The 25,790-nt window shown below is 74.6% G+C and carries 22 protein-coding genes and 1 pseudogene; 11 read left to right on the plus strand and 12 right to left on the minus strand.

The window, feature by feature from the left end; translation table 11 throughout:
* Positions 1-7: 7 nt before the first annotated feature.
* From mca to ACIGW2_RS03650, 4 genes are all read left to right on the plus strand, one after another.
* Positions 8-889: a mycothiol conjugate amidase Mca gene (gene mca / locus ACIGW2_RS03635; RefSeq protein ID WP_361586443.1), complete on the plus strand. Its 882-nt coding sequence runs from the start codon at positions 8-10 to the stop codon at positions 887-889.
* A gap of 2 nt (positions 890-891) precedes the next feature.
* Complete coding sequence (locus tag ACIGW2_RS03640) at positions 892-1,125, plus strand: hypothetical protein (RefSeq protein ID WP_391653032.1); 234 nt, start codon at positions 892-894, stop codon at positions 1,123-1,125.
* A gap of 387 nt (positions 1,126-1,512) precedes the next feature.
* Entirely contained in the window at positions 1,513-1,908 is a 396-nt protein-coding gene (locus tag ACIGW2_RS03645) for a rodlin (RefSeq protein WP_356071503.1), read from the plus strand.
* Between the two features lie 186 nt (positions 1,909-2,094).
* Positions 2,095-4,122 carry a thioredoxin domain-containing protein gene (locus ACIGW2_RS03650; RefSeq protein WP_399840807.1) on the plus strand — a complete coding sequence of 676 codons (2,028 nt, stop codon included), beginning with the start codon at positions 2,095-2,097 and terminating at the stop codon, positions 4,120-4,122.
* Between the two features lie 28 nt (positions 4,123-4,150).
* Here the strand turns inward: ACIGW2_RS03650 and ACIGW2_RS03655 are convergent, their stop codons facing one another.
* A complete protein-coding gene (locus tag ACIGW2_RS03655; RefSeq protein ID WP_399840809.1) occupies positions 4,151-5,221 on the minus strand; it encodes an LCP family protein in 1,071 nt (356 codons plus the stop codon).
* Positions 5,222-5,708: 487 nt separating this feature from the next.
* Here ACIGW2_RS03655 and ACIGW2_RS03660 point away from each other — a divergent pair, with 487 nt between their 5' ends.
* On the plus strand, positions 5,709-5,942 hold the full coding sequence (locus tag ACIGW2_RS03660; protein WP_356071494.1) for a chaplin: 234 nt from the start codon (positions 5,709-5,711) through the stop codon (positions 5,940-5,942).
* A 79-nt stretch (positions 5,943-6,021) separates the two neighbouring features.
* Here the strand turns inward: ACIGW2_RS03660 and ACIGW2_RS03665 are convergent, their stop codons facing one another.
* Together ACIGW2_RS03665 and ACIGW2_RS03670 are read right to left on the minus strand one after the other, a co-directional pair.
* Entirely contained in the window at positions 6,022-7,281 is a 1,260-nt protein-coding gene (locus tag ACIGW2_RS03665; RefSeq protein WP_399840811.1) for an FAD-dependent oxidoreductase, read from the minus strand.
* A gap of 76 nt (positions 7,282-7,357) precedes the next feature.
* Complete coding sequence (locus tag ACIGW2_RS03670; RefSeq protein ID WP_399840813.1) at positions 7,358-8,674, minus strand: ATP-grasp domain-containing protein; 1,317 nt, start codon at positions 8,672-8,674, stop codon at positions 7,358-7,360.
* Between the two features lie 240 nt (positions 8,675-8,914).
* Here ACIGW2_RS03670 and ACIGW2_RS03675 point away from each other — a divergent pair.
* A pseudogene (locus ACIGW2_RS03675) lies at positions 8,915-10,060 on the plus strand (glycoside hydrolase family 26 protein); the annotation flags it as partial.
* 510 nt (positions 10,061-10,570) lie between these two features.
* Here the strand turns inward: ACIGW2_RS03675 and ACIGW2_RS03680 are convergent.
* The 9 genes from ACIGW2_RS03680 to ACIGW2_RS03720 form a co-directional block, all read right to left on the minus strand.
* Positions 10,571-11,722, minus strand: a complete 1,152-nt coding sequence (locus ACIGW2_RS03680; protein ID WP_361586657.1) for a GNAT family N-acetyltransferase — start codon at positions 11,720-11,722, stop codon at positions 10,571-10,573.
* Positions 11,719-12,387 carry a lipopolysaccharide biosynthesis protein gene (locus tag ACIGW2_RS03685; protein ID WP_399840816.1) on the minus strand — a complete coding sequence of 223 codons (669 nt, stop codon included), beginning with the start codon at positions 12,385-12,387 and terminating at the stop codon, positions 11,719-11,721. Before ACIGW2_RS03685 ends, ACIGW2_RS03680 begins: the two co-directional genes overlap by 4 nt.
* Positions 12,388-12,397: 10 nt before the next feature.
* Positions 12,398-13,552, minus strand: a complete 1,155-nt coding sequence (locus ACIGW2_RS03690) for a glycosyltransferase (RefSeq protein WP_391653359.1) — start codon at positions 13,550-13,552, stop codon at positions 12,398-12,400.
* Between the two features lie 8 nt (positions 13,553-13,560).
* Positions 13,561-14,346, minus strand: coding sequence for a polysaccharide deacetylase family protein (locus tag ACIGW2_RS03695; protein WP_399840818.1), 786 nt, complete (start codon positions 14,344-14,346; stop codon positions 13,561-13,563).
* Positions 14,258-15,997 (minus strand): lipid II flippase MurJ, encoded by a 1,740-nt coding sequence (locus tag ACIGW2_RS03700; protein WP_399840945.1) that lies wholly within the window; start codon positions 15,995-15,997, stop codon positions 14,258-14,260. The genes ACIGW2_RS03695 and ACIGW2_RS03700 overlap by 89 nt, the downstream gene beginning before the upstream one ends.
* A gap of 508 nt (positions 15,998-16,505) precedes the next feature.
* Entirely contained in the window at positions 16,506-17,867 is a 1,362-nt protein-coding gene (locus tag ACIGW2_RS03705) for an O-antigen ligase family protein (RefSeq protein WP_391653023.1), read from the minus strand.
* A gap of 2 nt (positions 17,868-17,869) precedes the next feature.
* Positions 17,870-19,294 (minus strand): sugar transferase, encoded by a 1,425-nt coding sequence (locus tag ACIGW2_RS03710; protein ID WP_399840820.1) that lies wholly within the window; start codon positions 19,292-19,294, stop codon positions 17,870-17,872.
* Positions 19,291-20,427 carry a glycosyltransferase gene (locus ACIGW2_RS03715; RefSeq protein ID WP_391653021.1) on the minus strand — a complete coding sequence of 379 codons (1,137 nt, stop codon included), beginning with the start codon at positions 20,425-20,427 and terminating at the stop codon, positions 19,291-19,293. The genes ACIGW2_RS03710 and ACIGW2_RS03715 overlap by 4 nt, the downstream gene beginning before the upstream one ends.
* A 13-nt stretch (positions 20,428-20,440) precedes the next feature.
* The gene (locus ACIGW2_RS03720) at positions 20,441-21,553 is read right to left on the minus strand and encodes a DUF3344 domain-containing protein (RefSeq protein ID WP_399840822.1); all 1,113 of its coding nucleotides are present in this window, start codon (positions 21,551-21,553) and stop codon (positions 20,441-20,443) included.
* A gap of 382 nt (positions 21,554-21,935) precedes the next feature.
* Here ACIGW2_RS03720 and ACIGW2_RS03725 point away from each other — a divergent pair, with 382 nt between their 5' ends.
* The 5 genes from ACIGW2_RS03725 (at position 21,936) to ACIGW2_RS03745 (ending at position 25,654) form a co-directional block, all read left to right on the plus strand.
* Positions 21,936-22,175 carry a chaplin gene (locus ACIGW2_RS03725; RefSeq protein ID WP_356074598.1) on the plus strand — a complete coding sequence of 80 codons (240 nt, stop codon included), beginning with the start codon at positions 21,936-21,938 and terminating at the stop codon, positions 22,173-22,175.
* A gap of 300 nt (positions 22,176-22,475) precedes the next feature.
* A complete protein-coding gene (locus ACIGW2_RS03730; protein ID WP_399840825.1) occupies positions 22,476-23,291 on the plus strand; it encodes a hypothetical protein in 816 nt (271 codons plus the stop codon).
* Between the two features lie 246 nt (positions 23,292-23,537).
* A complete protein-coding gene (locus ACIGW2_RS03735; RefSeq protein WP_356074594.1) occupies positions 23,538-23,837 on the plus strand; it encodes a hypothetical protein in 300 nt (99 codons plus the stop codon).
* A 202-nt stretch (positions 23,838-24,039) separates the two neighbouring features.
* Complete coding sequence (locus tag ACIGW2_RS03740) at positions 24,040-25,047, plus strand: hypothetical protein (protein ID WP_399840827.1); 1,008 nt, start codon at positions 24,040-24,042, stop codon at positions 25,045-25,047.
* A 109-nt stretch (positions 25,048-25,156) separates the two neighbouring features.
* Positions 25,157-25,654 carry a hypothetical protein gene (locus ACIGW2_RS03745; protein ID WP_361586675.1) on the plus strand — a complete coding sequence of 166 codons (498 nt, stop codon included), beginning with the start codon at positions 25,157-25,159 and terminating at the stop codon, positions 25,652-25,654.
* The last annotated feature ends 136 nt before the right edge of the window (positions 25,655-25,790 follow it).

Below are 25,790 nucleotides of genomic sequence, written 5' to 3' on the forward strand. Positions count from 1 at the left end.
CCGAGTCTTGACTGAGCAGCTGCGACTGATGGCCGTTCACGCCCACCCCGACGACGAGTCGAGCAAGGGCGCGGCGACGATGGCCAAGTATGTGTCCGAGGGGGTGGAGGTCCTGGTGGTGACCTGCACGGGCGGCGAGCGCGGCTCCATCCTCAACCCGAAGCTCCAGGGCGACCCCTACATCGAGGCGAACATCCACGAGGTGCGCCGCAAGGAGATGGACGAGGCCCGCGAGATCCTCGGCGTCCGCCAGGAGTGGCTCGGCTTCGTCGACTCGGGCCTGCCCGAGGGCGACCCGCTGCCCCCGCTCCCCGAGGGCTGCTTCGCCCTGGAGGACGTGGACGCGGCCGCGGGCGAGCTGGTCCGCAAGATCCGCGCGTTCCGCCCGCAGGTCATCACGACCTACGACGAGAACGGCGGATACCCGCACCCGGACCACATCATGACCCACAAGATCTCGATGGTGGCCTTCGACGGCGCGGCCGACACCGAGAAGTACCCGGAGGCCGAGTTCGGCCCGGCCTTCCAGCCGCAGAAGCTCTACTACAACCAGGGCTTCAACCGCCCGCGCACCGAGGCCCTGCACCAGGCGCTGCTCGACCGGGGCCTGGAGTCTCCGTACGGGGACTGGCTGAAGCGCTGGGACGAGTTCTCCCGCAAGGAGCGCACCCTCACCACCTTCGTGCCCTGCGCGGACTTCTTCGAGATCCGCGACAAGGCGCTGATCGCCCACCGCACCCAGATCGACCCCGACGGCGGCTGGTTCCGGGTCCCGATGGAGATCCAGAAGGAGGTCTGGCCGACCGAGGAGTACGAGCTCAGCAAGTCCCTGGTGGACACCTCCCTCCCCGAGAGCGACCTCTTCGCGGGCATCCGGGACAATAGCTAGCTATGAGCGCACACCTGGCCCTGACCGAGCTCGTCCCCTTCGCCGCGAAGGAGCTGGACGAGAACAAGGTGACCCCCGGCGTCCTCGGCTTCGTCGTCTTCGCCGTCCTGGCGCTGGCCGTCTGGGGTCTGATGAAGTCGATGAACCGCCACATGCACAAGATCGACTTCACCGAGGCCCCCGACCCGGCCGCCGCGGGCGCCGCCCCGGCCGGCGAGAGCCCGGCGAAGAAGTAGCGAGCGGCACGACCCAGGGCCCCGGCACCGCCGGGGCCCTGCGGGCGTTGCCGGGGCGCCCCGCGCCCCGCCTTCCCGCCCGCCGGCGTCCGCCCCGGCGGCGCGGTCTCCTCTCGAACAGTCCGGTCCCCGGAGCCCCCGGCCGCCGCCGCCGGCGCGGGGGCGGGGCGCCGCCGCCCGGTGTTCCCAAGGGTCCCCGGCCGGGGCGCCGGACGCCCGAACGGCTGCCCGTCGAGTGCCCGTCCGATGGCGTTCATGTGCCGAATACCGCATCCGGGTGACGCGCCGGAACCAATCCTTCGCGGGCCAGTTGATCAGGGCGCTTCGGTCAACGGAGCAGTTCCGGGCCATCGAGCTCCGGGCCATCGAGCTCAAGAAGGAAGACTCGTGATCAAGAAGGTTCTTGCTACCGCTGCTGTCGCGGCCACCGTCGCCGGCATGTCCGCGACCACGGCGATGGCGGCCGGCAACGACGGCGGCAGCGCCAACATCATCGGCAACACCTCGAAGCAGTCCATCGGCAGCAACTCCACCGGTGGCTACATGAGCCCGAACTTCGGTCTCGTCAACGGTGGTGTCCTGCACTGCTTCGACGTCCAGAAGGTCGAGGCCCAGGTTCCGATCGGCGCCCTCATCGGTGTCCCGATCGCCGTCCAGGACGTTCTCGGCAACCCGATGTCGAACCAGACCTGCACCCAGAACTCCGTGCAGCAGAAGGGCGACGACGCGCTGTCGCACATCCTGGGCGAGGTCCTCTCCCAGAACGGCAACGTCGGCGGCTGATCTCCACGGCCCCGCTGAAGCGGCCCCGTTCCTCGCAGAGCCAGTGCGAGGAGCGGGGCCGCTTCTCCGTCATCCCTGCCCCGTCGGCGCCCGGTCCACCCGTGGCGTACGGGCGGTGTTGCCGCCCGGCACCGGCCGGGCGCGTTTCCCCGCCCGCCGCCGCCCCGGGTGCGCGAGGATGGGGCCATGCCGAACAGACTGGCCCAAGAGACCTCGCCCTATCTCCTCCAGCACGCCGACAACCCGGTCGACTGGTGGCCCTGGTCGGCCGAGGCCTTCGCCGAGGCCCGCCGCCGCGACGTCCCGGTGCTGCTCAGCGTCGGCTACAGCTCGTGCCACTGGTGCCACGTGATGGCCCACGAGTCCTTCGAGGACGAGGCCACCGCCGCCCTGGTCAACGAGCACTTCGTCGCCGTGAAGGTGGACCGCGAGGAGCGGCCCGACGTCGACGCCGTCTACATGGAGGCCGTGCAGGCCGCCACCGGTCAGGGCGGCTGGCCGATGACCGTCTTCCTCACCCCGGACGCCGAGCCCTTCTACTTCGGCACCTACTTCCCGCCCGAGCCCCGGCACGGCATGCCGTCCTTCTCCGAGGTCCTCGACGGCGTCACGCGCGCGTGGAGCGACCGGCGCGAGGAGGTCTCCCAGGTCGCCGCGAAGATCGTCGAGGACCTGTCCGCCCGCTCCCTCGCACACGCCGGCGACGGCGTCCCCGGCGACGAGGAGCTCGCCCAGGCCCTGCTCGGCCTCACCCGCGACTACGACGCCACGGCCGGCGGCTTCGGCGGCGCCCCCAAGTTCCCGCCCTCGATGGTCCTGGAGTTCCTGCTCCGCCACCACGCCCGCACCGGCTCCGAGGGCGCCCTCCAGATGGCCGCCGACACCTGCGAGGCGATGGCCCGCGGCGGCATCTACGACCAGCTCGGCGGCGGCTTCGCCCGCTACGCCGTGGACCGCTCCTGGGTCGTGCCGCACTTCGAGAAGATGCTGTACGACAACGCGCTGCTGTGCCGGGTGTACGCGCACCTGTGGCGGGCCACCGGCAGCGACCTGGCCCGCCGGGTCGCCCTGGAGACCGCCGACTTCATGGTCCGCGAACTGCGCACCCCCGAGGGCGGCTTCGCCTCCGCCCTCGACGCCGACTCCGACGACGGGACCGGCAAGCACGTCGAGGGCGCCTACTACGCCTGGACGCCCGCCCAGCTCGAAGCGGTCCTCGGCGCGGAGGACGCCGCCCTGGCCGCCCGCCACTTCGGCGTCACCGAGGAGGGCACCTTCGAGCACGGCAGCTCCGTGCTCCAGCTCCCGCAGGACGGCGGCGTGGCCGACGCCGACCGCATCGCCTCGATCCGGGCGCGGCTGCTCGCCGCCCGCGAGGAGCGCCCGCGCCCCGGCCGCGACGACAAGATCGTCGCCGCCTGGAACGGACTGGCCGTCGCCGCCCTCGCCGAGACCGGAGCGCTGCTCGACCGCCCCGACCTGGTCGAGCGGGCCACCGAGGCCGCCGACCTGCTCGTGCGGGTGCACCTCGACGACGGCGCCCGCCTCACCCGTACCTCCAAGGACGGGCGCGCGGGCGCCAACGCCGGGGTCCTGGAGGACTACGCCGACGTGGCCGAGGGCTTCCTCGCGCTCGCCTCCGTCACCGGTGAGGGCGTGTGGCTGGAGTTCGCCGGCTTCCTGCTCGACCTCGTCCTCGACCGCTTCACCGCCGAGGGCGGCGCGCTCTACGACACCGCCCACGACGCCGAGCAGCTGATCCGCCGCCCCCAGGACCCCACCGACAACGCCACCCCGTCCGGCTGGACCGCGGCCGCCGGAGCGCTGCTCTCCTACGCCGCCCACACCGGCTCCGAGGCCCACCGGACCGCCGCCGAGCGGGCGCTCGGCGTGGTCAGGGCGCTCGCCCCGCGCGCCCCGCGGTTCATCGGCTGGGGCCTTGCCGTCGCCGAGGCGCTGCGCGACGGGCCCCGGGAGATCGCCGTGGTGGGCGCCCCGGACGACGAGGGCTTCCGGGCCCTGCGCCGGACCGCCCTGCACGCCACGACGCCGGGCGCGGTCCTCGCCGCCGGGCGGCCCGACGGCGAGGAGTTCCCGCTCCTGAAGGACCGGCCCCTGGTCGACGGACTGGCCGCCGCCTACGTGTGCCGGCACTTCGTGTGCGACGCCCCCGCCACCGACCCCGAGCTGCTCGCCCGCAGGCTCGGCCGCTGAGGGATCGGCGTACGGGAGGGCGGCCGCCTCACCTGCAGAGCAGCGAGCCGCCCTTCACCGGCTTGTAGTCGCCGAGACCCCGCGGGACGTCGCTGGTCGGCTCCGGCCGGGCCTTGGGCAGCGCCTTGTCGGCGCGCATCGCCGCGAAGACCTCGTCGGCGTACTCCCCGTCCCAGGCCAGGGTCGACCCCACGCCCTCGATGGTCGGGTTGAAGCCCGCGACGGGCACGACCGCGAACTCGGTACGGGCCGGGGTGAGGTCCTTCAGGCGCCCGGCGAGCGAGACCAGCTCCGGGACGGAGATCCCGCGCTCCGCCGCGCCCTTGCCGCGCAGCACCGAGGCAAAGGACTTCAGCGCGGACGGGCTCCGCAGCAGCCCGTCCCGCAGGTTGCGGTGCAGGTTGGCGACGAAGAGCTGCTGCTTCTGGATGCGCCCGAAGTCCATCTTGCCGTCCGCCCGGCGCGAGCGGACGTACTGCAGGGCCTCGCCGCCGCGCACCTGCTTGGTGCCGGCCTTCAGGTCGAGCCCGGTCACCGGGTCCTTGAGCGCGCTCTTCGTGCAGATCGGGACGCCCTTGTCGAAGACGTCCACGGTGTCCATGAAGCGCCGGAAGTCGATCTCCAGATAGCGGTGCACCTCGACCCCGGTCATCGCCTCCACGGTCTCGATGGTGAAGGCCGGACCGCCCTCGGCCCAGGCGCTGTTGATCTTCGCCGGATGGGCCTCGTGCTCCTCGTGCGTACGCCGGTCGAGGTGTCCCTCCGGGAACTCGGTGAGCGAGTCGCGCGGCAGGCTGACCACGCTCACCCGGTCGTTCTTCGCCGACACGTGCACCAGCATGATCACGTCCGTGCAGGCGCACTCCCGGCTGCCGAGCCGGAACTTCTTCTTCTCGGCCGCGGTCACGGCCTTGCGCCCGTCGACGCCGACCACCAGCAGGTTCAGACCCGTCTTCGGCGAGGGCAGGTCCGAGGGGGCCGCGGCCAGTGCGCCCGTGCCGAGCGCGACCAGGGCCGTGGACAGGAGCAGCACGCGGCCGCGTCCGCGGCGGGGGCGCGGGCCGGAGCCCGGGCGCCCGGGGGAAGGGGGGAATTTCATGGCGGAACGTTAATTCGGACGCACTCGCACACAGGTGCGCGACGCGACACCGGCAGTTCGAATCACTCTCCTGCGGCGGCTGTGCCATGATGCCGGAACATCGGCGAAAGGAGCGAAAATGGCCCCCGATCCAGGGAAATGGGAGCGCATGGCCTTCATTCCGAAGAGCCGTTATGTTCCCGACCCGCCACCGGAGCGGGAACCCTTCCCGCTCTATTCCTCGCTGGCCCGTCAGTGGGAAGAGGCAGGCCGGGCCGTGCCCGGAGTGCCGGACCGGGAGTGGGAACGGCTGACGAGAACACCTATTTGGCCGCGTTGACCATTCGGGTGCGCGGCAATGGAGTGAAGGAGCCCGGTCGGACCATCCGAAGGTTTCCTTTTCGTGGCAGGGTCGTTGAGAACCGTGCAGCGGAAGGCGGAAGTCCCCGGGCTCCCGTAATCACGAAAGCCGTGAATTCTCTTCCGCCGCAGAAAGGATCCAGACGAAATGAAGTGCAAGAAGGCCGCGGTCGCCGTTGCCGGTCTGCTCATGGCCCTGGGTGCCGCCGCCCCCGCGATGGCCGACTCGCACGCCGAGGGCGTGGCCGTCGGCTCGCCGGGCGTCCTGTCCGGCAACGTGGTCCAGGTCCCGATCCACGTCCCGATCAACGTCTGCGGCAACAGCGTGAACGTGATCGGTCTGCTGAACCCGGCCATCGGCAACGTCTGCGTCAACCACTGACGCGACGGGCCCGAAGGCACCGGCCGGCCCCGGGGAGCGCTCGCGCGCACCCCGGGGCCGGTCCTGTGTCGTCCCGGCCTCAGGAGGCCGGGACGGTCACCCGCTCCTCGCCCGTACGCGGCCGGCCGATGCGCCCGGCACCGGCCCGCAGCCGCTGCCGCACCCCCTTCACCAGCCGCCCCGCCGTGTAGCCCGCGCCGAACACGAAGCGCATCGACGGCCCGTACGAGGGCGCGGTGAGCAGCCCGGCGAGGAACAGGCCCGGCCGCGAGGACTCGAAGAGCGCGCCGACCTCCGGCGCCCCGCCCGCGCCCACCCGGCGCAGCTCCCGGCGCAGCCCGGGCGCGAGCACGTCGGCCCGGTCCAGGCTCGGCACGAAGCCGGTCGCCGCGATCACGTGGTCGGTCTCCACGACCCCGGTGGCCCCGTCCGGCCCGGTCACGTCGAGCCGCAGCCGGTCGTCCGCGGTGACCGCCGCACCGCTCACGCGCTGCCCGAGCCGCACGTCCCGCACCGCGGCGAAGCGCTCGCGCAGCCACCAGGCGCCGGCCGGGCCGAGCGCCGAGTCGAAGATCCGCTCACGGGTGGCGGCGGGCAGCCGTCGGAAGATCCCCGGGGTGTCCGCGTACAGCTTGTTCTGCCAGCCGCAGCCGAGCCCGGTGTGCGGCGCCCGCAGCGAGCGCCAGGTGCCGCGGTCGAGGGCCGGCGGCACGGTGTTCCAGTTCAGGCGGTCGGCCCGGGCCAGGATCCGTACCTCCGCGCCCTGCTCGGTGAGGATGGCCGCGGTCTCCAGGGCGGCCTGTCCGGCGCCGATCACGGTGACGTCCCGGCCCGCGAAGCCGTCCAGCTCGCCGTGGTGGCTGGAGTGGGTGACATGGCGCCGGGGCAGCCCGCGCAGCGGCCCGGGCACCTCCATGAAGGGCAGCACGCCGACCGCGAGCGCGACCGTCCGGGCCCGGACCGTCTCGCCGTCCTCGGCGGTCACCGCGTAGCCGCCGTCCCCGTCCGGGGACACGGAGGTGACCAGGCGCTCGTCGAGCGCGGGCACCGCCTGCCGGGCGAACCAGTCGCCGTACGCAGCGAAGAAGCCGACGGGCAGCGGCACCCCGTGCTCGGCGCGCACGCCCCGGGTGGCGGCGTAGGCGTCGAGCCCGTAGGCGCCCCCGGGGTCGGAGAGGTGGGAGGCCCAGGGCTCGGACTTCAGGTACATCGCGGACGGCATGGCGTGCCAGGACTCCATGGTGCGGCCGAAGATCCGCAGGTTCAGGCCGTGCGCCGCCGCGTGCGCGGCCACGGAAAGGCCGTACGGGCCCGCTCCCACAATCACCAGGTCGTACATGCGCGTTCCGCCTTCGAAGTCGTGTGTCGGGTGGTGCCGGTGGTGCCGGTGGTGCCGGTGGTGGTGCCGGTCGGGTTCATCGCTGGGGCATCCGGTCGGTGGGCTCCGCAGCGGAGCGGGGGGAGGGGGACGGTGTGGCCGCGGCGGGGGCACCGGGCTGGGCCGGGACGGCGGCCGTCGCCCGGCGGGCCCGGGCGGCGCCGATCAGCAGCCGACGCAGCGTCAGCAGCCCCTTGCGCACGGCGTGCGCGCACCAGGCCCGCAGCATCGCGAGGGCCGGCCACGGGTCGTCGGCGGCGAACCAGGCCGCCTCGCTCCGGCCGGGCGCCCCGACCGGGACGGCCGGCTCGGGCGCGCCGCGACGGCGCGGGGAGGAGAGGTACGACAGGGCCGCGTAGTTCTCCACGACGAAGCGGCGCCCGTACCCGGGCCGGTGCGCGGGCACCGGCCGGCCGGTGAGGTCCAGGTGCATGGCCCGCACCACGTCGAGCCCGTCCCGGTCGGCGAACAGCCGGAACTGGGCGCCGGGCCGCGGGTTGAAGTCGAGCAGGTGGTAGGCGCCGGTCTCCCGGTCGAGCCGGAAGTCGAGGTCGCACACGCCCCGGTAGCCCAGCGCGGCGAGCAGCTCCCGGGCCGCGGTGTCCACCGCCGGGTTCGCCGTCCACCGGCCGACCGCGGTGAGCCCGGCGCCGTCGGGCCAGGAGCGTTCCTTGCGCCCGGTGGCGCCGGTCGCGCAGCCGCCGGCGGAGTCCACGTACCCGTGGAAGAACCAGTCGAGGTCCCGCCCGGCCGGCAGCAGCTCCTGGAGCAGCAGCCGGCTGCCGGCCTGCGGGGTGCGGGCGTAGAGCTCGCGGACCTCGGCGAGCGAGCCGACGACCGAGGTGCTGCGCAGCCCGGCGCCGGGCGGCAGCAGCCAGGGACGGCTCCACTTGGCGACCACGGGCAGCCCGAGCGACCAGGCCATGGCGGCGGCCTCGTCGGCGCCGGTGGGCAGTTCGGTACGGGGGTGGGGCAGGCCCAGGCTCCGGCAGGTCTCGGCGAGCTGGGCCTTGTCGGCGACCCGGGTGAGCTGCTCGGGCGACTGGTCGGGCAGCAGGAAGCGCCCGGCCAGCTCGGGCCGGCACTCGGCGAGCAGCAGCGCGGTGATGTCGTCGAGCGGCACGAGCAGCGCGCCAGGTGACGCTCCGTCGGCCGACCGCGTACCGCCGCCGGCTGACGGTCCGTCGGCGGCGAGCAGGTCCGCGATGCGGTGCAGGAGGCGGGTGAGCTCGGCGGGGGAGGGCTCGGCGGGGCGGCGGTGCGCGCCGCGGAGGTAGCGGGAGCGGGCGACCGGGCTGGCCGGCGACTCGACCACCGCGTGCACCGCGATGCCCGCCCGCCCCAGGGAACGCACGGCGCCGAGCGTGCCGTGGTGAAAGGGGTTCGGGTCGAGCCGCACAAGGACCGCGGGGACGCGGGTGTCAAAACTCGGCACGGCATTCCTTCGTCTCGGGTGCCCCAATTGGGCGATGAGGAATCCTCGAAAGGACTATTGAGCGGATGGAAGCGGAGTTCTCGGTCGGCGCATTAGGAATACTTTCGGAAGATCTGACTGACGGTCCATCACGCGGCGCGAGAGTAAGGAGAAGCTGCCATGGTCAACCGAAACCGCAGAACTTCGAGGGTGTGGCTGGGGGTGTTCACCGCCGGTCTCCTTGCGTCAGGTTCTGTCGTGCTGTCATCCCCCGCTCACGCTCACTCCGCCGCATCCGTAACGACCCGGGACCCCCAACCGACTCTCTCCAGCGCCATGGGGGCCTTCCTGGAGTCGGGCCCGGTCGGCGTCGCCCGCATCGCCCAGTTGGAACGCTGGCTCGGCGGGCACGAACTCCGTGTCGGGCACACCTACCTCCCCGGTGACCTCTGGTCGAACATCGAGGGTCCGCCCGGCTTCCTCGACTCCTGGGCGGCCTGGCGCAACGAGCGGGCCGACCGGATGTTCGTCCTCAACGTGCCGATGCTGGAACGCAACGAGGCCGGGGTCTCCGACTACGAGGTCCGCCGCCAGCTCCAGCTCGGCGCCGCCGGCTACTACGACGAGCACTTCCGCACCCTCGCCCAGCGCCTGGTCGACCTGCGCGCCACGGACACGGTGATCGTGCTCGGCTGGGAGATGAACGGCACGACGTACACCAGCCGGTGCGCACCGGACCCGACGGCGTGGAAGAAGTACTGGAACCGGATCGTCGGCGCGATGCGCTCGGTGCCGGGCCAGAAGTTCCGCTTCGACTTCAACCCGAGCCGGGGCCGCGACGCCATTCCGTGGACCGAGTGCTATCCCGGTGACGACGTCGTCGACATCATCGGCATGGATTCCTACGACCAGCCGCCGGGCTCGACCTTCGACGACCACGTCAAGGAGCCGTACGGACTCCAGGCGCAGGTCGATTTCGCGGCCGAGCACGGAAAGCAGATCTCCTATCCGGAATGGGGCCTGTTCCGGAACGGAGACAACCCCGCGTACATGCGGCGCATGCTCGAATGGATGAAGCTGCACCAGCCGCTGTACCACACGATCACCGACTACTGCCCGCACGGCGTCTGGCAGTGCGAGGACAATCCGCAGTCCTCGCTGGTGTTCCGGCAGATGCTGTACGGCGTGGAGCAGCCGCAGGTCCCGACGGAGCCGACGGAGCCGACGGAGCCGACGGAGCCGACGGAGCCGACCGACCCGACCGACCCGACCGACCCGACCGACCCGACAGTGCCGATCCCGAAGCCGGAGCCGAAGCCCGAGCCCGAGCCCAAGCCGGAGCCGAAGCCCGAGCCCAAGCCGGAGCCGAAGCCGGAGCCGAAGCCTGAGCCCGAGCCGAAGCCGGAACCGAAGCCTGAGCCCAAGCCCGAGCCGAAGCCGGAACCGAAGCCTGAGCCCAAGCCGGAACCGAAGCCTGAGCCCAAGCCCGACTGCTGGAAGCTGAACCTCGGTTCGTGGGTCGAGAGCTGGATCGGCGGGCCGATCTGCGTCCCGAAGGACACCTCCTGGAAGGAGTCCTGGAAGGACTCCGTGAAGGAGCCCGCCAAGCCGGCGATGCCCGCCCTGCCGGCGATGCCCGCCCTGCCGGCGATGCCCGCCCTGCCGGCGATGCCCGCCAAGCCCGCGCAGCCCGCCCTGCCGGCCCAGCCGGAGAAGCCGGCCGTCGGCTGGCAGAACGGGCTGAAGATCGACTGGAAGGGCGCCCTGAACGGCGTCTGGCCGTTCTGACGCCCGGTGTCACCGGGCGCCCGCGCCCGGCCGCGGCGGCGGAGGAGCTCATCCTCCGCCGCCGTCCGGCGTTCCGGCCGTGCCGCGCAGCCGCCCGACCGCGCGGCCCAGCCACTCCCGCTCGCGCGCCTGCCCGGCCGCCCAGCGGCGCCCGTTCGCGGCGCCCGCGCGCAGCCACAGCAGCGGCGCCGAGCCGGGAGCGGCCATCATCAGGCGCTGGTTGGGCACCGTCTCGGGCCGCCAGTGGTGCTTGTACGGCTCGGTGCCGCGCAGCATGCTCAGCGTGGCCCGGCCGCTCGCGCTGGTCTCGCGGGCCCCGTGGCGCAGCAGCATCGCCGCCACGTCCACCTTGCGGGCCCGCAGCTCGGGGTCGGCCCCGTACAGGTAACCGCCCGCGAGCCGCGGGGACATCAGGGTCAGGTCGGCGCACACCACGTCGCCGCCCAGCCGGAACTCGGTGACCATCGCGTCCCCGCGCTCGACCATCGGCCGCACCGCCCGCGCCAGGTGCTGGGCGAACCGCTCGCTGGTGTGCTCGGCGGTCACCCCGCGGCCCTGCCACTGGAGCCGGTGCAGCCGGAGCAGGCGCTCCAGGGCGCCCGGGACCTCGGCCGCCGGGACGATCCGCTGGTCGATGCCGAGCGCGTCCATCTTCCGCAGCTTGGCCCGCACCCGCTGGGCCTTCCCGGAGGGGATGCGTTCGAGCAGCGCCTCCATGGGGACGGCCGGCAGCTCCAGGCACAGCGAGTCGGGCAGCCGCCGCCGGGGCCCGCGCCAAGCCGCGTACACCCGCTCGGCCGCCGCCCCCGGCCGTACCTCCCGCAGGTCGATCACGGCGCCGCGGGCCGCCCGGGCCAGCGCGCCGGCGAGCGCGGGCGCCGCCTCGGGGCAGGAGTCGTCGAGGAGCACGTCGGTGAAGTCGGTGATGGCGCCGCCGAGCGCGGTCAGCGCGGGCAGCGGGCCGGGCGCCCGCATCAGCGCCGCCGCGCCGGCCGGCGTCCCGTCGGGCCGTCGCACCAGGACGACGCGCAGCGCGCCGGGGCGCCCGTACGACAGCCACCAGGAGTGCAGCCACGCGTACGACTGGAACGGGGTGGCCGTGGCGCACCGCCGGTACAGCGCCGTCCACTCGGGGCCGAGCCGCTCGAACTCGGCGCAGTCGTGGACGATCTCGGTCAGGAAGGAGGCGCCGCGGTTCACACCGCCTCCGGTTCCGGCTGCTGCGCGGCGCCCGCCGGGCCCGGCACCTGGGCCGCGCCTCCCGCGGCGCCCGCCTGCCGGGAGTGCCGTGCCTCGGCGCGCGCCGGGCGCTTGGGGCGGACGAGCAGCACGAGGCCGCCGAACAGTCCGCCCGCGCAGCCGCCGACCAGCGCGGACAGCGGCGCCGACGGCGACACCGGCTGCTGCGGCTTGGTGGCGCGGGAGAACTGGACGACCTTCACGCCCGTGTTCGCGGCCACGTGCCCGCTGTTGAGGACGAGCGCGCGGGCCACGCCGTCGGCCATCGACACCGCCGTCGACGGCTTCTCCGAGCGGGCCGTGATCGAGATCATCGGCGCGTCCGGGGAGGTGGCCGCCTGGACGCTCTGCCGGAGCGTGGCCGCGGAGACGCCCGCCCACACCTGGGCGTCGCCGGTCACCGCGATGTCGGTGGCGACCCGCCCGTACGCCTGCGCGAAGCCGAGCGCGGCCGAGGGGTCGGACTTCTCGCCGGGGACGACGATCACATAGCTGGTCGCCGCGTACTCGGGGGTCTTCAGGGCGCCGTAGCCGCCGCCGAGGACCGCGCCGGCCAGCACGGCGGCCGGCAGCACCATCCAGCGGGCGGGGGTGAGCAGGGAGGATCGTGGCGGGGTTGTGGTCATGACACAGCTCTCACTTCACGGGACGGGGGCCGCGGACGGCCCGCTGGTAGAGGGACAGCAACTGCTCGGCGCTGTGCGCGATGTCGTAGCGGCGGACCGCCTCGGGAGGCGGCAGCCGGTCGCCCCTGGTCCGCAGCGCCTCGTGGAGCGCGCCGACCAGCTCGGGCACCGACCCCCCGACCCGGCGCGCCCCGGGCGCGGCCCCGGCGGGAAGGTCCTCGATCGCCGGGCAGGCCACGTAGCGCACGGGCAGCCCGGCGGCCAGCGCCTCCACCACGGCGAGCCCGAAGGTCTCGTCGGGCGAGGCGGACACGAAGAGGTCCATGGCGGCGAGCAGCGAGGGCAGGTCCGGGCGCGCCCCGGCCCCCGGCGCCCCGTGCCTCGCCGGCCGCTGTGGCGGATCCGCCACCGCCCCCGTCGGCAGCACCCGCCCGGCCGCCCCGCACTCCGCCGCCAGGCGCAGCAGGTTCTCCCGCTCCTCGCCCTCGCCGACGAGCAGCAGGTGGGCCTCCGGGACCGTGGCCACGGCCCGGACCAGCCGGTCGAAGTGCTTGCCGGGGGTGAGCCGGCCGACGCCGCCGACCACGAAGGCGTCGGCGGGCAGCCCGAGGGCCGCCCGGGCGCGGACCCGGGCCGCCGGGTCGTGGGCGAAACGGGCGGTCTCGATGCCGTTCGGCACGACGTGGATGCGGGCCGCCGGGACGCCCCAGTCCGCGAGGCGGCGGGCCACGCTCGGCGAGACCGCGACGGTGGCGGTGCCGAGCCGCTCGGTCGCCAGATACAGCGCGCGGGTGCCGGCGGACAGCGGACGGCCCTCGATCTGGGCCTCGCCCAGCGAGTGCTCGGTCGCCACGACCGGCCGCACCCCGGCGAGCCGCGCCGCCGCCCGCCCGTACACGCAGGCCCGGTAGAGGTGCGTGTGCACCAGGTCGTAACCGCCCTGCCGGATCAGCCGGGTGAGCCGGGGCAGCGCCCCGACGTCCCGGTTGCCGGTCATGCCGAGGTGGGTGACCGGGGTGCCGTCCGCCTCGATGCCGTCGGCGACCGCGCCCGGGTTCGTCAGGGTCACCACCCGGCTGTGCACGGGGAGGTGACGGAGCAGCAGCCGCAGCTGCTGCTCGGCGCCGCCGATGCCGAGGCCGGTGATGACGTGCAGCACCCTCAGGTCCCGGCTCACGACAGCACCGACCGGGCCGGGCCGCTGCGCGCGGGGACCAGGTCGGCGGGACTGCGCCGGCGCAGCGGGTGCAGCACCCGCTTCGCGGTGAGCCGCCAGGAGGTGTCCTCCTCGCCGATGTGCACCCGGGGCAGCGCGTACGTGCCGGACAGCGGGCCCGGGTCGATCGCGCAGGCGTACGCGTACCCCGCCTTGCGGACTGCCCGGCTGACCCGTGCGTCGACCGTCCCGTACGGGTAGCAGAAGCCGTCCACCGGGCCGCCGGTGATGTCCTCGATCAGCTCCCGGCTGTGCCGGGTCTCGGCGGCCAGCGTCGCGTCGTCGGCCTCGGTCAGCGACACGTGGTGCAGCCCGTGCGAGCCGATCTCCATCCCGGCGGCGGCCGCCCGGCGGATGCCGTCCTCGTCGAGCAGCGGCTTGCGCGGCCCTTCCGTGTCCCACGCGTTGACGCCGCCGAGCCGGCCGGGCAGCACGTACACGGTCGCCGTGAAGCCGTGCCGGCGCAGCAGCGGCACCGCCGACTCCAGGAAGTCCGCGTAGCCGTCGTCGAAGGTGAGGCCGACCAGACCGCGCTCCCGGCCCTCCGCGGTCGCCGCGAGCAGCTCGCGCACGGACACCCCGCGCAGCCCCCGGTCGCCGAGCCAGTGCAGCTGGCGGGCGAAGCGCACGGGGGAGACGGTCACCTGGTACGGATCATCGGACGCGTCCGCGATCGAGTGGTACATCGCGACCCACAGGGGAGGCTTCGGCAGCAGACGACGCAGCGCGGCGGGGGCGGGCATGGGGGGTCCTTCGACGGGAGGAGCGGGGCAGGGGCGGGATCTCGGGCGCCTTGGCGGCGCACGCGACGAAGAGCAGGAAGACGCCGATCACCACGAGCGCGGCGACGGCGAGCGAGAGCAGCGGCGGGCCGATCGCCACCGAGCACAGCCAGCCCGCGCCGGTCGCCCACGCGCCGGCCGTGGCCAGCCGCAGCAGGCCCTCGCCGAGCCGGCGCACGTCGACCGGCACCGCCTGCCGGTGCGCGCCGAGCAGCAGCATCACGGCGGTCAGGGTGATGCCGAAGGCGTTGGCCCCGGCGATGCCCGCGGCGCCCCACAGGTGCGCGGCGGCCGTCCCGGTCACGGCGGTCGCGGCGAGCCCGGTGGCCATCGCGGCGGCCGGGTACCAGAGCGGCCGGATGCCGGAGAAGTAGCAGCGGACCAGGGCGCCGACCACCGTCTGGCCGAGCAGCCCGAGCGCGTACACCCGCATCACGGCGGCGGTCGCGGCCGTGTCGCCGCGGTCGAACGCGCCGCGCTCGAAGAGGAGCCCGACGATCTGCGGCGCGGCGGCGATCACCGTGGACGCGCCGACCAGCACGACGACGGCGGCGAGCAGCAGGTCGCGCTCGACCCGGCGGCGCGCCGCCTGCGCGTCGCCGGCGGCCAGCGCCCGGGCGACCACGGGGAAGCTGACCGTGCAGAGCATCAGGGAGAGGATCATCGGCATCTGCGCGACCTTCTGCGCGTAGTTCAGATGCGAGATCGCACCGGGCGGCAGCGGCGAGGCGAGGAAGCGCTCGATGAGGATCTGCGACTGCCGGGTCAGCGCGAAGACGACGACCGGGGCGATCATCCCCAGGACGAGCAGCCGCCCGTCGCCGCCCGCCGGGACGGCCTTCGGCTCGGCCTTGGGCACGGGCCGGGAGCGCAGTTCGCGCAGCAGCGCGGGTGCCTGGACGAGCACCATGAGCACGCCGCCGACCGCCACACCGGCCGCCGCCGACCGCACGCCGAGCGGTTCGCGCAGCACGAGCGTGGTGCCGATGATGCCGATGTTGTACGCGACGTAGATCGCCGCCGGCGGCAGGAACGAGCCGTGCGCACGCAACGCCGCCGAGCAGTAGCCGGCCAGCGCGAAAGACAGCACGCAGGTCGCCGTGAGCCGGGTGCAGTCCACCGCGAGCTGCGGGTCCGGCAGTCCGGGCGCGAGCGCGGCGACCAGCCACGGCGCGAGCAGCACCAGGAGCGCGGAGGCGGCGGCCACCCCGAGGACCAGCCGGGGCAGCGTGGCGCGCACCAGGCTGCGGACCGGGTCGCCGAAGAGGCTGCCGGCGCGGCGGGCCAGCGCCCGCGAGAAGGCCGGCACGAGGATCAGCGCCATCGCGTCCTCGATGAGCAGCGTGGAGGCGAACTCCGGCACCGTCCACGCCACCAGGAAGGCGTCGGTCTCGGCGCCCGCGCCGAAGTACCCGGCGAGGATCTGGTCCCGGACCAGGCCGAGCACCGCCCCCACCGCCGTCAGCGCCGCCGTCACGGCCGCCGCCCGCAGCAGGAACCGCCCCGAGGGCGACCACTTGGCGCGGCGCCGGGCGTGCCGGGCCCGCGCGGCCGGCGCCGGCGGCGGCTCGACCGGCCGGGCGCCGTGGCCGAGCGGCCGGCCGCCCAGCAGCGGCGGCCGGGTCGCCTCGCCCGGCACCGAGGAGCCGGTGATGACCACCGGGCCGCGCCGCACCACCCGGCCGCCGGACAGGACCGGCCCGTCCGTCGCCCCGGCCGGGCCGCCCCACGGGTCCCGCGGCGCGCGGCCGGTGTCCACGGCCGCCGGCTCCACCACCGGGCCCGCGACCGGGCCGCGCGGCTCCACGCCGCACAGCAGGTCGGGCCCGCTGCCGGCCGCCCACGGATCCGCCGGACCCGCGTCCGGGCGCCCCGGCCCGCCGCCCCGCTCGCCGTCCCCGCCCGGCACCACCGCCGGCAGGTCGCACAGCGGGTCGTCCGGCGCGAGCAGCGACCAGGGATCGGCCGGGCCGACCGGGGGAGTGCGGTCGGCCCGGCCGTACGGGAGGCGGAGCTGCAAGGTGGCGTCGGACAGCGGACCGGCCCCCGGCACCCCGTCCGCGTTCGGATCCGGACCGTGGGCGGGAGTGTCGGCCGGGGGCCGGGAGACGGACCGGGAGTCAGGCATCACGCACCTCCGCCAGCGACCACCAGGCCGCCAGGCCGAGGACGACGGACATCAGGACCGTCGACGGGCCGCCGATGTCCGCGTAGAAGAAGTCGATCAGCTGCCAGGACAGCAGCCCGACCGCCACCAGCGCGCAGTCCGCGCCGAGCCGGAGCCGGCGCAGCGCGGCGACGAGCAGCGCCACCCAGCTGCCGGCCAGCGCGAGCAGCCCGATCAGGCCCTGCTCGCTGAGCACGAGCAGGTACATGTTGTGCGGGGAGAGCAGCGGCTGGCGGGCGAAGGCGGCGCCCGCGCCCGCGGTGTCGCTGCCCGAGGACAGCGCGAGCGAGGCGTTCGAGTCGCGGTGGGCCGGGAAGCCCTTCAGGCCGACGCCGGTCAGCGGCTCGGCGCGCCACATGCGGCCGGCCGCCGCCCACATCGTGTACCGGTCGGTGACCGACTGGTCGGGCGCGGCGGTCACCTGGGTGATGCTGGTGACCCGCTCCTTCACCATGTCGGAGCCGATCCCGAAGCCGCCGACCAGGACCACCCCGAGCGCCGCCGCGGCGAGCGCGACCCGGGCGGCCCGGCGCACCCCCGACAGCAGCAGCTGCAGACCGACGGTCAGCACGGTCGCGATCCACGCGCCCCGGCTGAAGGACAGCACGAGCGGCAGGAACAGCAGACCGGCACAGACCAGGGCCGCCGTACGGACCCGGCTGCCCGTCCGGCCCCCCAGCGCGAGCCCGGCGGCGATGACCAGGCCGTACGCCACCACGGTCGCCATGCCCATGACGTCCGTGGCGCCGAAGGTGCCGACCGCCCGGACGTCCGCGCCCTGGTACGAGGCGCCGGTGCCGGTCAGGAACTGCCACACGCCCACCGCGCCCTCGACCAGCGCGAGCGCGACCAGGCCCCAGGCCACCACGGCGAAGTCCCGCCGGTCGCGGACCATCAGCAGCACCGCGCCCGGCACCAGCACGAAGATCTGCAGGTAGCGGGCCACGCCCGGCAGGCTGGCGCCCGGGTCGTGCGAGGTGATCGCGGCCAGGCACACCCCGAACACCGGCAGGCCCAGCACCACCGCCGCCGCCCGGGTCAGCGGCCGGGCACCGCCCCGCACCACCCGCAGCAGACAGATCAGCACCAGCAGCCCCGAGGCCGCGTCGGCGACCGTGCCCGAACCGCCCGTCCCGCCCTGCGCACCGCCGCCGCCCGGCACCAGCAGCAGGGCGATCACCGCGAGGACCGGGGACAGCGCCCCGGCGCGGCGTGCCCACTCCCGTACGTCGGGACGTGTCCCGGGACCTGCCCCCGGGCGCACCTCGCGGCCGGTCTCCGGCACCGGCGCAGTCGCCGTCACGGCCGTGGTCATCCTCAGCTTCCCGTCGGTCGCACGAGCCCGGCCGCCGTGCGCAGCAGGATGCAGACGTCCTGCCAGAGCGACCAGTGATCGATGTAGTGGTTGTCGAAGCGGCAGCGGTCCTCGATCGAGGTGTCCCCGCGCAGCCCGTGCACCTGGGCGAGCCCGGTCAGCCCCACCGGCATCCGGTGCCGGGCCGCGTAACCGGCGTGGACCCGGCTGAACTGGGCCACGAAGTAAGGGCGTTCGGGCCGCGGCCCGACCAGGCTCATGTCCCCGCGCAGCACGTTCCACAACTGCGGCAGCTCGTCCAGCGAGGTCTTCCGCAGGAAGTGCCCGGCCGCGCTCATCCGCCGGTCGTCGGCCACGCTCCACCGGGTCGCCGACTCCGTCTCGTCGGCCGGCTTGAGCGTACGGAACTTCAGCAGCGTGAACAGCCGGCCGTTCTGCCCCACCCGCTCCTGCCGGAACAGCACCCCCGGCCCGTCCGCGATCCGCACCGCCAGCGCGCACACGGCCAGCACCGGCAGCGCCAGCGCGAGCGCCGGACCGGCCAGCGCCACGTCCAGGACCCGCTTCGCGGTCAGCCCGCGCCGCTCGCCCACCGGCACCAGGCGCCGGCAGCCGTAGCCCCACAGGTGGTCGCCCATCGCCCCGCCGGCCGGCTCCTCGCCGACCCGCCAGGTGGTGCAGCCGTACTGCTGGAACAGCGTCACCAGACCCTCGTCCGCGTCCAGCAGCACCGCGTCCCGCACGGTGTTCTGGATGACCGCCCGGTGGATCTCCTCCGCGGTCGTCAGGACCGGCAGGCCCCGCTCGCCGTCCGCCTGCGGCGCGACGATCCCGACCGGCCGGACCCCGTACTCCGGGTGCTGGGCGAGCGCCGCGGCGAACCGCCGCGCCGGGCCCGCCGCGCCGACCACCAGCGCCGAGCGCGGATGCGTCCGGGCCGCCCGGCGGCGCCGCGCGAGCACCAGGCCGCGCAGCACGACCACCGCCGTCAGCTGCGTCCCGTAGGCGGCGCACAGCCGCAGCGGGCCGATCGCCAGGACCGGGGCGTACGCGGCGACCGCGGCCGCCGCCACGCACCAGGCGACCCCGGCGCGGGCGGCCAGCGCCGGCAGGTGGTCGAGGACCCCGACGGGCAGCGCCGCCGGCCGGTGCAGCCCGGCCCGGGCGTCCAGCAGCACGACCAGGGCGACCACCGGCAGCGCCAGCTCCCAGCGGCGGTGCGCCGCGGTCAGCACGCCGACCGCGAGCAGCACGGCCAGCACGTCTGCCGCGACCAGCGGCAGGGCCGCGAACCGGGACCGGGCCGGCCGCCGGGCCGGCAGCGCGAGCCGCCCGGCCGCCGCCCGCGGCGCCGCGAGGGAGGAGAACTGTCCCGCCGCGGGCCACGGGCCCGACGACGGGGGAAGGCTGGTGCTCTCGGTAGTCACTGTGCGATCGGCTCTCTGTGCTCCGTGCACCGCACTCCGGCCACTTCGCGGTAGAGCTCCGCGACGGCCGCGCCGGTGCGCCGCACATCGAATCTGCTGAGTACGTGCTCGCGGGCCGCCCGGCCCAGCGAGTCCCGCAGCTCGGCGCTGCCCAGCAGGCGGCCGAGCGCGGCGGCGAGCGCGGCGGGATCCCCGGACGGGACCAGGCAGTGCTCCGCGTGGCCGGGCGGCAGGCTCTCCCGCGCCCCGTCCACGTCGCCGACCACCACGGGCCGGCCGCACGCCATCGCCTCCAGGGGCGCGAGCGCCATGCCCTCCCAGCGGGACGGCAGGACGACCAGGTCGGCGGCCCGGTACCAGGGCGCGGGGTCGGCCACCGCACCGGTCAGGACCACCGAGGGGTACGGGGCTGCGGCGGCCCGCAGCGCCGCCGCGTCCGGGCCGTCGCCGACCAGGACCAGGCGGGCGTCCGGCACCGCGGCGAGCACCGCGGGCCAGGCGTCCAGCAGGACGTCCTGCCCCTTCTGCCGGCACAGCCGGCCCACGCACACCACCAGTGGCCCGGCGCCCGGGAGTTCGCGCTCCGGGCCCGGGCTCGCGAAGCCGTCCCCGTCGGGCGGCGCGAAACGGGCGGCGTCCACCCCGTTGTGGATCACCGACCAGGCGGCGCGCACCCCGGCGGCCTCGCCTGTACGCCGCTCGGCCGCGCTGACGCACACGATCCGGGCGCTCCAGCGGGCCGCCGCGCGCTCCCAGAACCGGGCGAGCGCGGCGGTCGTCCCCCCGACGGCCTCGAAGGACCAGGCGTGCGGCTGGTACACGGTCGGCACCCGCCCGCGCAGCGCCAGCCGGGCGCACAGGCCGGCCTTCGCGCTGTGCGCGTGCACGAGCGCCGGCCGCACGGTCCGCAGCAGCCGGCCCAGCTCCCGGGTCTCCCTCAGCAGCGCCGGGCCGGGCTCGCGGCCGGCCCGCCAGTCGTACGCCTCGGCGCCCTCCGCCCGTACGGCGGCGGCGAGTTCGGTGCCGGGCGGACAGGCCACCGCGACCCGCAGGCCCGCGGCGAGCTGGCCGCGCACCAGATCGGTGACGACCCGGGCGACCCCGCCGTCACCGGGCTGGACGGCGTGCAGCACGTCCGGCCCGGGGTCAGCCGGCGACGGCCGGCTCCGGGACGCGCGGTTCGAGATCCGCCTGGAGGAAGAGGGCGCCGAGCCAGACGGCGTCCTTCCGGCTTCCGAGGCGGATGTGGAAACGATCGGCCCCATGGCGCAGCGCCCCCCGCAGATCGAAGACGTCGGAGTCGTACCCCAGGGTGTTCTGATGAGCGGGCAGTCGTTCCATCCGACTTGTTCCCGAATCCGTGATGCTGGAGTTCATCACGTCGTCCGCGGAATTCGCGGAATCGGAGACCACGCTGCGCGTGACGCTCTTCGCCCGGCCGGTCTCGACCGCCAGGTAATCGCCGGAAGTCCCCCGGTCGCCGTCGTAACCGACGATTCCGACGCGCCCGTCCGCCCCGCCGGGAATGCGGTGCGCGCCGAGCGCCAGCGGCACCGTGAGCTCCTGGTTGCGCGGCCCGAGGGCCTCGAATCCGTCCCACACGGCCAGCCGGCGCAGCGGCTCGTCGGCCTTCTCGTAGGCGGCGACCAGCGTCCAGCCGCCCCAGCCGCCCACCGCGGAGCGGCCCATGGCGACGTTCACCTGGGCGACCGTCCACAGGCCGGAACGGGCCGAGCGGACCAGCTCGGTGACGTCGGCGGAGGCCTGGAAGGCATCGGCGCCGTCGGCCGTGCGGTGGCCGATCGTGGTGTCGGCGAGCAGCGCCTTGTACTGGCCACCGGGCTCGGCGATCAGCACCCGGCCGTTGTCCGCCGGCGGCTTCTGCTCGCCCGCCAGCAGGTTCCCGCCCCAGTACAGCCGGGCCCAGCTCACCCGGGCGCCGGCGGGCACGCGCAGTTCGGCGCTGCTGGAGTTGTAGGTGTTCGGATCGGCGTCGACGTCGACGTACGCCAGCGAGGCGCCGTCGTTGGACGTCTCGGTGCCGGCGGCACCGGTGGCCGAGGAGTTGGCGGCCCGCACGACCCCACCGTGCTGCACCGCCTCGTACCTCGGCTTGAACGGGAGTCGGGCGGACTCCTCGGCCCGGGGCGCCGCCGGCACCGGGGCGGCCGAGGCGGCCGGGAGCGCGGCGGAGAGCGCCGCGCACGAGAAGGCACACACCAGACCCCGACGTACGGCGTGAACCGCTGAATTCCGCATACAGGTTCTCCGCTTTGATGAGAGAGAGAAGGGAAGACCCGTGGTGACCGGGGGAGGAGGGAGAGAAGTCGGTCGCGCGAAATGGATGAACGCGCGACGGGACCGGAAGCAACGTTCGGGAACGTTATAACCCCCGTGTCGGGCGATAGTAAGCATTAGATGCTCACAAACGCTAACTTCCGTATCCGACCGGCCCGTTCCTCGTTGAGCGTGTTGCGCCTTTCTGGGCCCAGTCACTCGAATGACGCTCCTATGGCCCAAAGATCGGTTGAACGTCACCCGTTCGGGAGAGCAACCGATGAAATCCAGCGGCGTTGTTGATGCAGCCGGGCAATACCGTCCGCGCCGTCCGAGTTGAAAATCGATCGAGGAGACGTTCTCCATGTCCCGTATCGCGAAGGCCGTTGCTCTGTCCGTCGGCGCCGCCGCCACCGTCGCCGGTGCCGCCGGCGTCGCCGCCGCCGACGCCGGTGCCGAGGCCGCCGCCGTGCACTCCCCCGGTGTGCTCTCCGGCAACGTCGTCCAGGCCCCGATCCACATCCCGGTCAACGTCTGCGGCAACACCGTGAACGTCATCGGCGCGCTGAACCCGGCCTTCGGCAACACCTGCGTCAACGCCTGATCCTCCACGCCGGATCACGGTCCTTCCGAGGCCGGCGCACCGCCCCGACCGGGCCGGTGCGCCGGCCTTCCGCCGTTCCCCCACCGCACTGCCTCCTTGTGCCGCCTCGTGCGGTCCTCGTTCGGACGCACCCCCGTGCGCCGTCCGGTGCAACGGCGTACGCCCCGTGGAGGAGCAGGTCAGACGGGTGGATTCACTCGAACGGATTCGTGGCGCTCAGTAGTTCAGCGGTTGCGGAGCGCTATAGCCGCAGGCACGGTGGCAGGGCAGTTGTCCGACGCATAAGGAAAAGGAACACATATGCGTCCCCATGCTTCACCCCGCCTCACCGCCCTGGCGATATCCGCCGCCCTCGCCCTCGGTACGGCGGGACCCGCCGTCGCCGACGAACACCGCCCCTCCCGCCCGGCCACCCACGCCGGCGTCCGGGCACCCCTCCCCGACTCCGCCACCCTCCTCGCCCAGGCCGAGGCCCTCGGTGAGCTCGGTTCCGTGAGCACCCCCGTGACCGAGCTGATCACCGCCGCCCTCAAGGCCGACGACGGGCAACTGCCCGCCGCCGACGCGGCGGCCTTCAAGGCGAAGATCCAGACCGCCGTCGACGAGGCGAAGGGGGCCGCACCGGCCCCGCTCCCCGAGACGCCCGCCGCCGAGACACCGGTCACGCCGCCCGCGGCCTCGGCCGCGACCTCTCCGGTGACCTCGGCGCTGCCGGCCGGCGCCCGCGCCGCGGCCCCCGCCGACCTCGTCGGCGACGCGCTCGCCACGGTCCAGAAGGCGGTCGCCGAGCTGCTCGCCGCGGTCACCTCCGGCAATGCCACCGGGGTCGTCCCGCAGGTCACCGCGACGCTGACCTCGCTGGTCAACCTGGCCGTCTCGACCGTCCTCGGCAGCGGCCTGCCGGCCCCGGACCTGCCGGGCCTGCCCACGCTGCCGGCCCTCCCGGCCGACCTGCCGGTCAAGCCGCCGGTCTCCACCGGTGACCTCCCCGTGAAGCCCCCGGTCTCCACGGACACCCTCCCGGTCAAGCCGCCGGTCTCCGCGGACACCCTCCCGGTGAAGCCGCCGGTCTCGACCGACACCCTGCCGGCCGCGCCGGCGCTGCCGGTCCGCTAGCCGGAGCCGCGCTCGGGAACGGGCCCGCCCAGAACTCCTGGGCGGGCCCGGCCTTTTCGCGCCGGGCGTGCGCCCCCGGTCGTTCCATCACACCGGTTCCCTTCCTTCGGGTGCAGTGTCGAGAAATCCCCGGCCGTGGAGTTTCCGGGCGGCGGGCGTCTCGTTACAGAAAGCGGAACGACGTACGGGAATCCTCAAAGTCCCTGTACGGCAAGCGACTTGCTCACCGATGGAAGGATCCTCTTCATGAAGCCCACCAAGGTTGCCGCGGCCGTCGCCGGTTCTGTGCTGGCCCTGGGTGTCGCCGCGCCCGCGATGGCCGCGGACGGCATCGTGCCCACGAGCCTCGACGGCGGTCTGGGCAGCGCGCTCACCAGCGGCGGGCTGACCACGGACGCGCTCAGCAACACCACGGAGGGTTCGCCGGTCAAGAAGGTCACCGACACCGCGGAGCAGCTGAACCAGGTCGTCAAGCCCGGCACCCAGCTGCTCGGCGGCGTGCCGCTGGGCGCCTCCCCGCTCGGCGTCGGCCAGATCGGCGGCTGACGGCGGCGTACGGCGACCCTGTCGCCGGTGCGGTGAAACGGCCCTGGCCTCCGGCCAGGGCCGCGCCCTTTGCCTCCGTTCGAGGTCCGATTGAATGATTTTCTGACGGTATGTCGTGTTGTGAATCGTTCCGTCGGTTCCGCTCCCTACGCTCGCGTTCGTCCCACGCAGTCGGAGGCGTGGCTTGTGGAGGAAGAGCGGAATGCGCCCCAACATCAGCAGGAAGATCCTCATGACCGCCGCGGCGACCGGCATCCTGTCGCTCGGCGGTGGTATCGGTCTCGCCGTGAACTCCGTGGCCGCGGCGGGAGACCCGTCCACCACGGTCGCGGGCCGGCAAGGGCAGCCGCCGCTGCCGGGCAACGTCTGCGGTGACCGCGCCGGTCTCGGCGACCTGTCCGCCGCCGTCGCCGACATCTGCCGGCAGGCGGTCGCGTCCGCCATGAAGGGCGGCGGTGACGACGACCCCGACGGCTACGGCGAGGGCGGCGAACACCCCACGAAGCCGCCCACCGGGCACCCGACCGGGCACCCGACCGGGCACCCGACCGGGCACCCGACCGGGCACCCCACCACGCCGCCCACCGGCCACCCGGGCTGCGAGGAGGGCGGGTACGGCCACGGCTGCGAGACGACCCCGCCGCCCACCACGACCCCGCCGACGACAACCCCGCCCACCACCACGCCGCCGACGACCACGCCGCCGACGACGACTCCGCCCACGACCACGCCGCCCACCACCACCCCGCCGACCACGACGCCGCCGACGACGACGCCGCCGTGCGAGGAGGGCGAGCACGGCCCGGGCTGTGAGACCACGCCCCCCACCACCACCCCGCCCACCACGACGCCGCCGACGACCACGCCGCCGACGACGACTCCGCCCACGACCACGCCGCCCACCACCACCCCGCCGACCACGACGCCGCCGACCACCACCCCGCCCACCACCACGCCTCCGTGCGAGGAGGGCGAGGAGGGTCCGGGCTGCGAGACCACCCCGCCGCCCACCACCACGCCGCCGACCACCACGCCCCCCTGTGAGGAGGGCGAGCACGGGTACGGCTGCGAGACCGAGCACCCGCACCTGCCCGACACCGGCAGCGACTCGGGCGCCCTCATGGGCGCCGCGGCCATCAGCGCCGCGCTCGTCATCGGCGGCGCCGTGATGTACCTGCGCGGCGGCCGGCTGGTGCGCCGCCGGCACTGACCCGCGCGACCGCGTCAACCGAGGCCCCCGCCCTCACCGGTGGGGGCCTCGTGTTGCTGCACTCAGGCGAATCCCGTCACGTATCGGCCCCGCAACTCGTTTGCAGGACATGAATCTGCGATCTCACGCCGGCCTGGGCCTGCTCGCCGCGGCCCTCGCCTCGGCGGCCCTGGCCCCCACCGCCTCCGCCGACGCCCCCGTGGTCGTTCCGCTGCAGGGCCTGGAGCCGGTGCTCCCGATGGACGCCCCCACGATCGCCACCGGCGTCCCCACGCCCATCCCGGGCGCGCCCACCGGCTTCCACGAGGGCAACGGCGCACTGCCGGACCTCACCCTGCCCCGCCTCCCCGTCGCCGGCACGCTGTCCGAGACCGACATCGCCGCGCCGCTCCCCGAGGTGCTGCGCGGCAGCGAGCCCGGCACCGCCGAGCTCACCAGCCCGCGCTCCGAGATGAACGCGGTCACCCCCGGCGCCACCGTGGGCAACGCGCTGCGCGCCCAGCAGGGCGGTCCGCTCGGGCTGCCCGGGCTCGGGGTCCCCGAGGTCGGCGTGCTCACGCCCGCGCTGAACGGCGCGCTCGACCCCCAGCTCGGCCTCGCCCCCTGACGGGCGCCCGGCGGTTTTGCGCAGGTCTTGTGGAGGGCCCGGCCCCGGCGGGTGAAGACACGATTCTTCCCGCCACCGGAGCGGGGCGCGCTCGTTGCAACAGAAGGCTTGTCGCATGGCCGCGGCCCGCGGAACA

The organism is Streptomyces sp. NPDC053541 (assembly GCF_044544705.1).
Lineage (GTDB): Bacteria > Actinomycetota > Actinomycetes > Streptomycetales > Streptomycetaceae > Streptomyces.

Excerpts from the sequence above, each read along its gene's own strand:
- ACIGW2_RS03655 (WP_399840809.1), bottom strand. The coding sequence starts at position 5,221 with ATGAAATTCCCCCCTTCCCCCGGGCGCCCGGGCTCCGGCCCGCGCCCC.
- ACIGW2_RS03650 (WP_399840807.1), top strand. The coding sequence starts at position 2,095 with ATGCCGAACAGACTGGCCCAAGAGACCTCGCCCTATCTCCTCCAGCAC.
- ACIGW2_RS03730 (WP_399840825.1), top strand. The coding sequence starts at position 22,476 with ATGCGTCCCCATGCTTCACCCCGCCTCACCGCCCTGGCGATATCCGCC.
- ACIGW2_RS03695 (WP_399840818.1), bottom strand. The coding sequence starts at position 14,346 with ATGCCCGCCCCCGCCGCGCTGCGTCGTCTGCTGCCGAAGCCTCCCCTG.
- ACIGW2_RS03745 (WP_361586675.1), top strand. The coding sequence starts at position 25,157 with ATGAATCTGCGATCTCACGCCGGCCTGGGCCTGCTCGCCGCGGCCCTC.
- ACIGW2_RS03685 (WP_399840816.1), bottom strand. The coding sequence starts at position 12,387 with ATGACCACAACCCCGCCACGATCCTCCCTGCTCACCCCCGCCCGCTGG.
- ACIGW2_RS03665 (WP_399840811.1), bottom strand. The coding sequence starts at position 7,281 with ATGTACGACCTGGTGATTGTGGGAGCGGGCCCGTACGGCCTTTCCGTG.
- ACIGW2_RS03660 (WP_356071494.1), top strand. The coding sequence starts at position 5,709 with ATGAAGTGCAAGAAGGCCGCGGTCGCCGTTGCCGGTCTGCTCATGGCC.
- ACIGW2_RS03640 (WP_391653032.1), top strand. The coding sequence starts at position 892 with ATGAGCGCACACCTGGCCCTGACCGAGCTCGTCCCCTTCGCCGCGAAG.
- ACIGW2_RS03705 (WP_391653023.1), bottom strand. The coding sequence starts at position 17,867 with ATGACCACGGCCGTGACGGCGACTGCGCCGGTGCCGGAGACCGGCCGC.
- ACIGW2_RS03720 (WP_399840822.1), bottom strand. The coding sequence starts at position 21,553 with ATGCGGAATTCAGCGGTTCACGCCGTACGTCGGGGTCTGGTGTGTGCC.
- ACIGW2_RS03740 (WP_399840827.1), top strand. The coding sequence starts at position 24,040 with ATGCGCCCCAACATCAGCAGGAAGATCCTCATGACCGCCGCGGCGACC.
- ACIGW2_RS03725 (WP_356074598.1), top strand. The coding sequence starts at position 21,936 with ATGTCCCGTATCGCGAAGGCCGTTGCTCTGTCCGTCGGCGCCGCCGCC.
- ACIGW2_RS03735 (WP_356074594.1), top strand. The coding sequence starts at position 23,538 with ATGAAGCCCACCAAGGTTGCCGCGGCCGTCGCCGGTTCTGTGCTGGCC.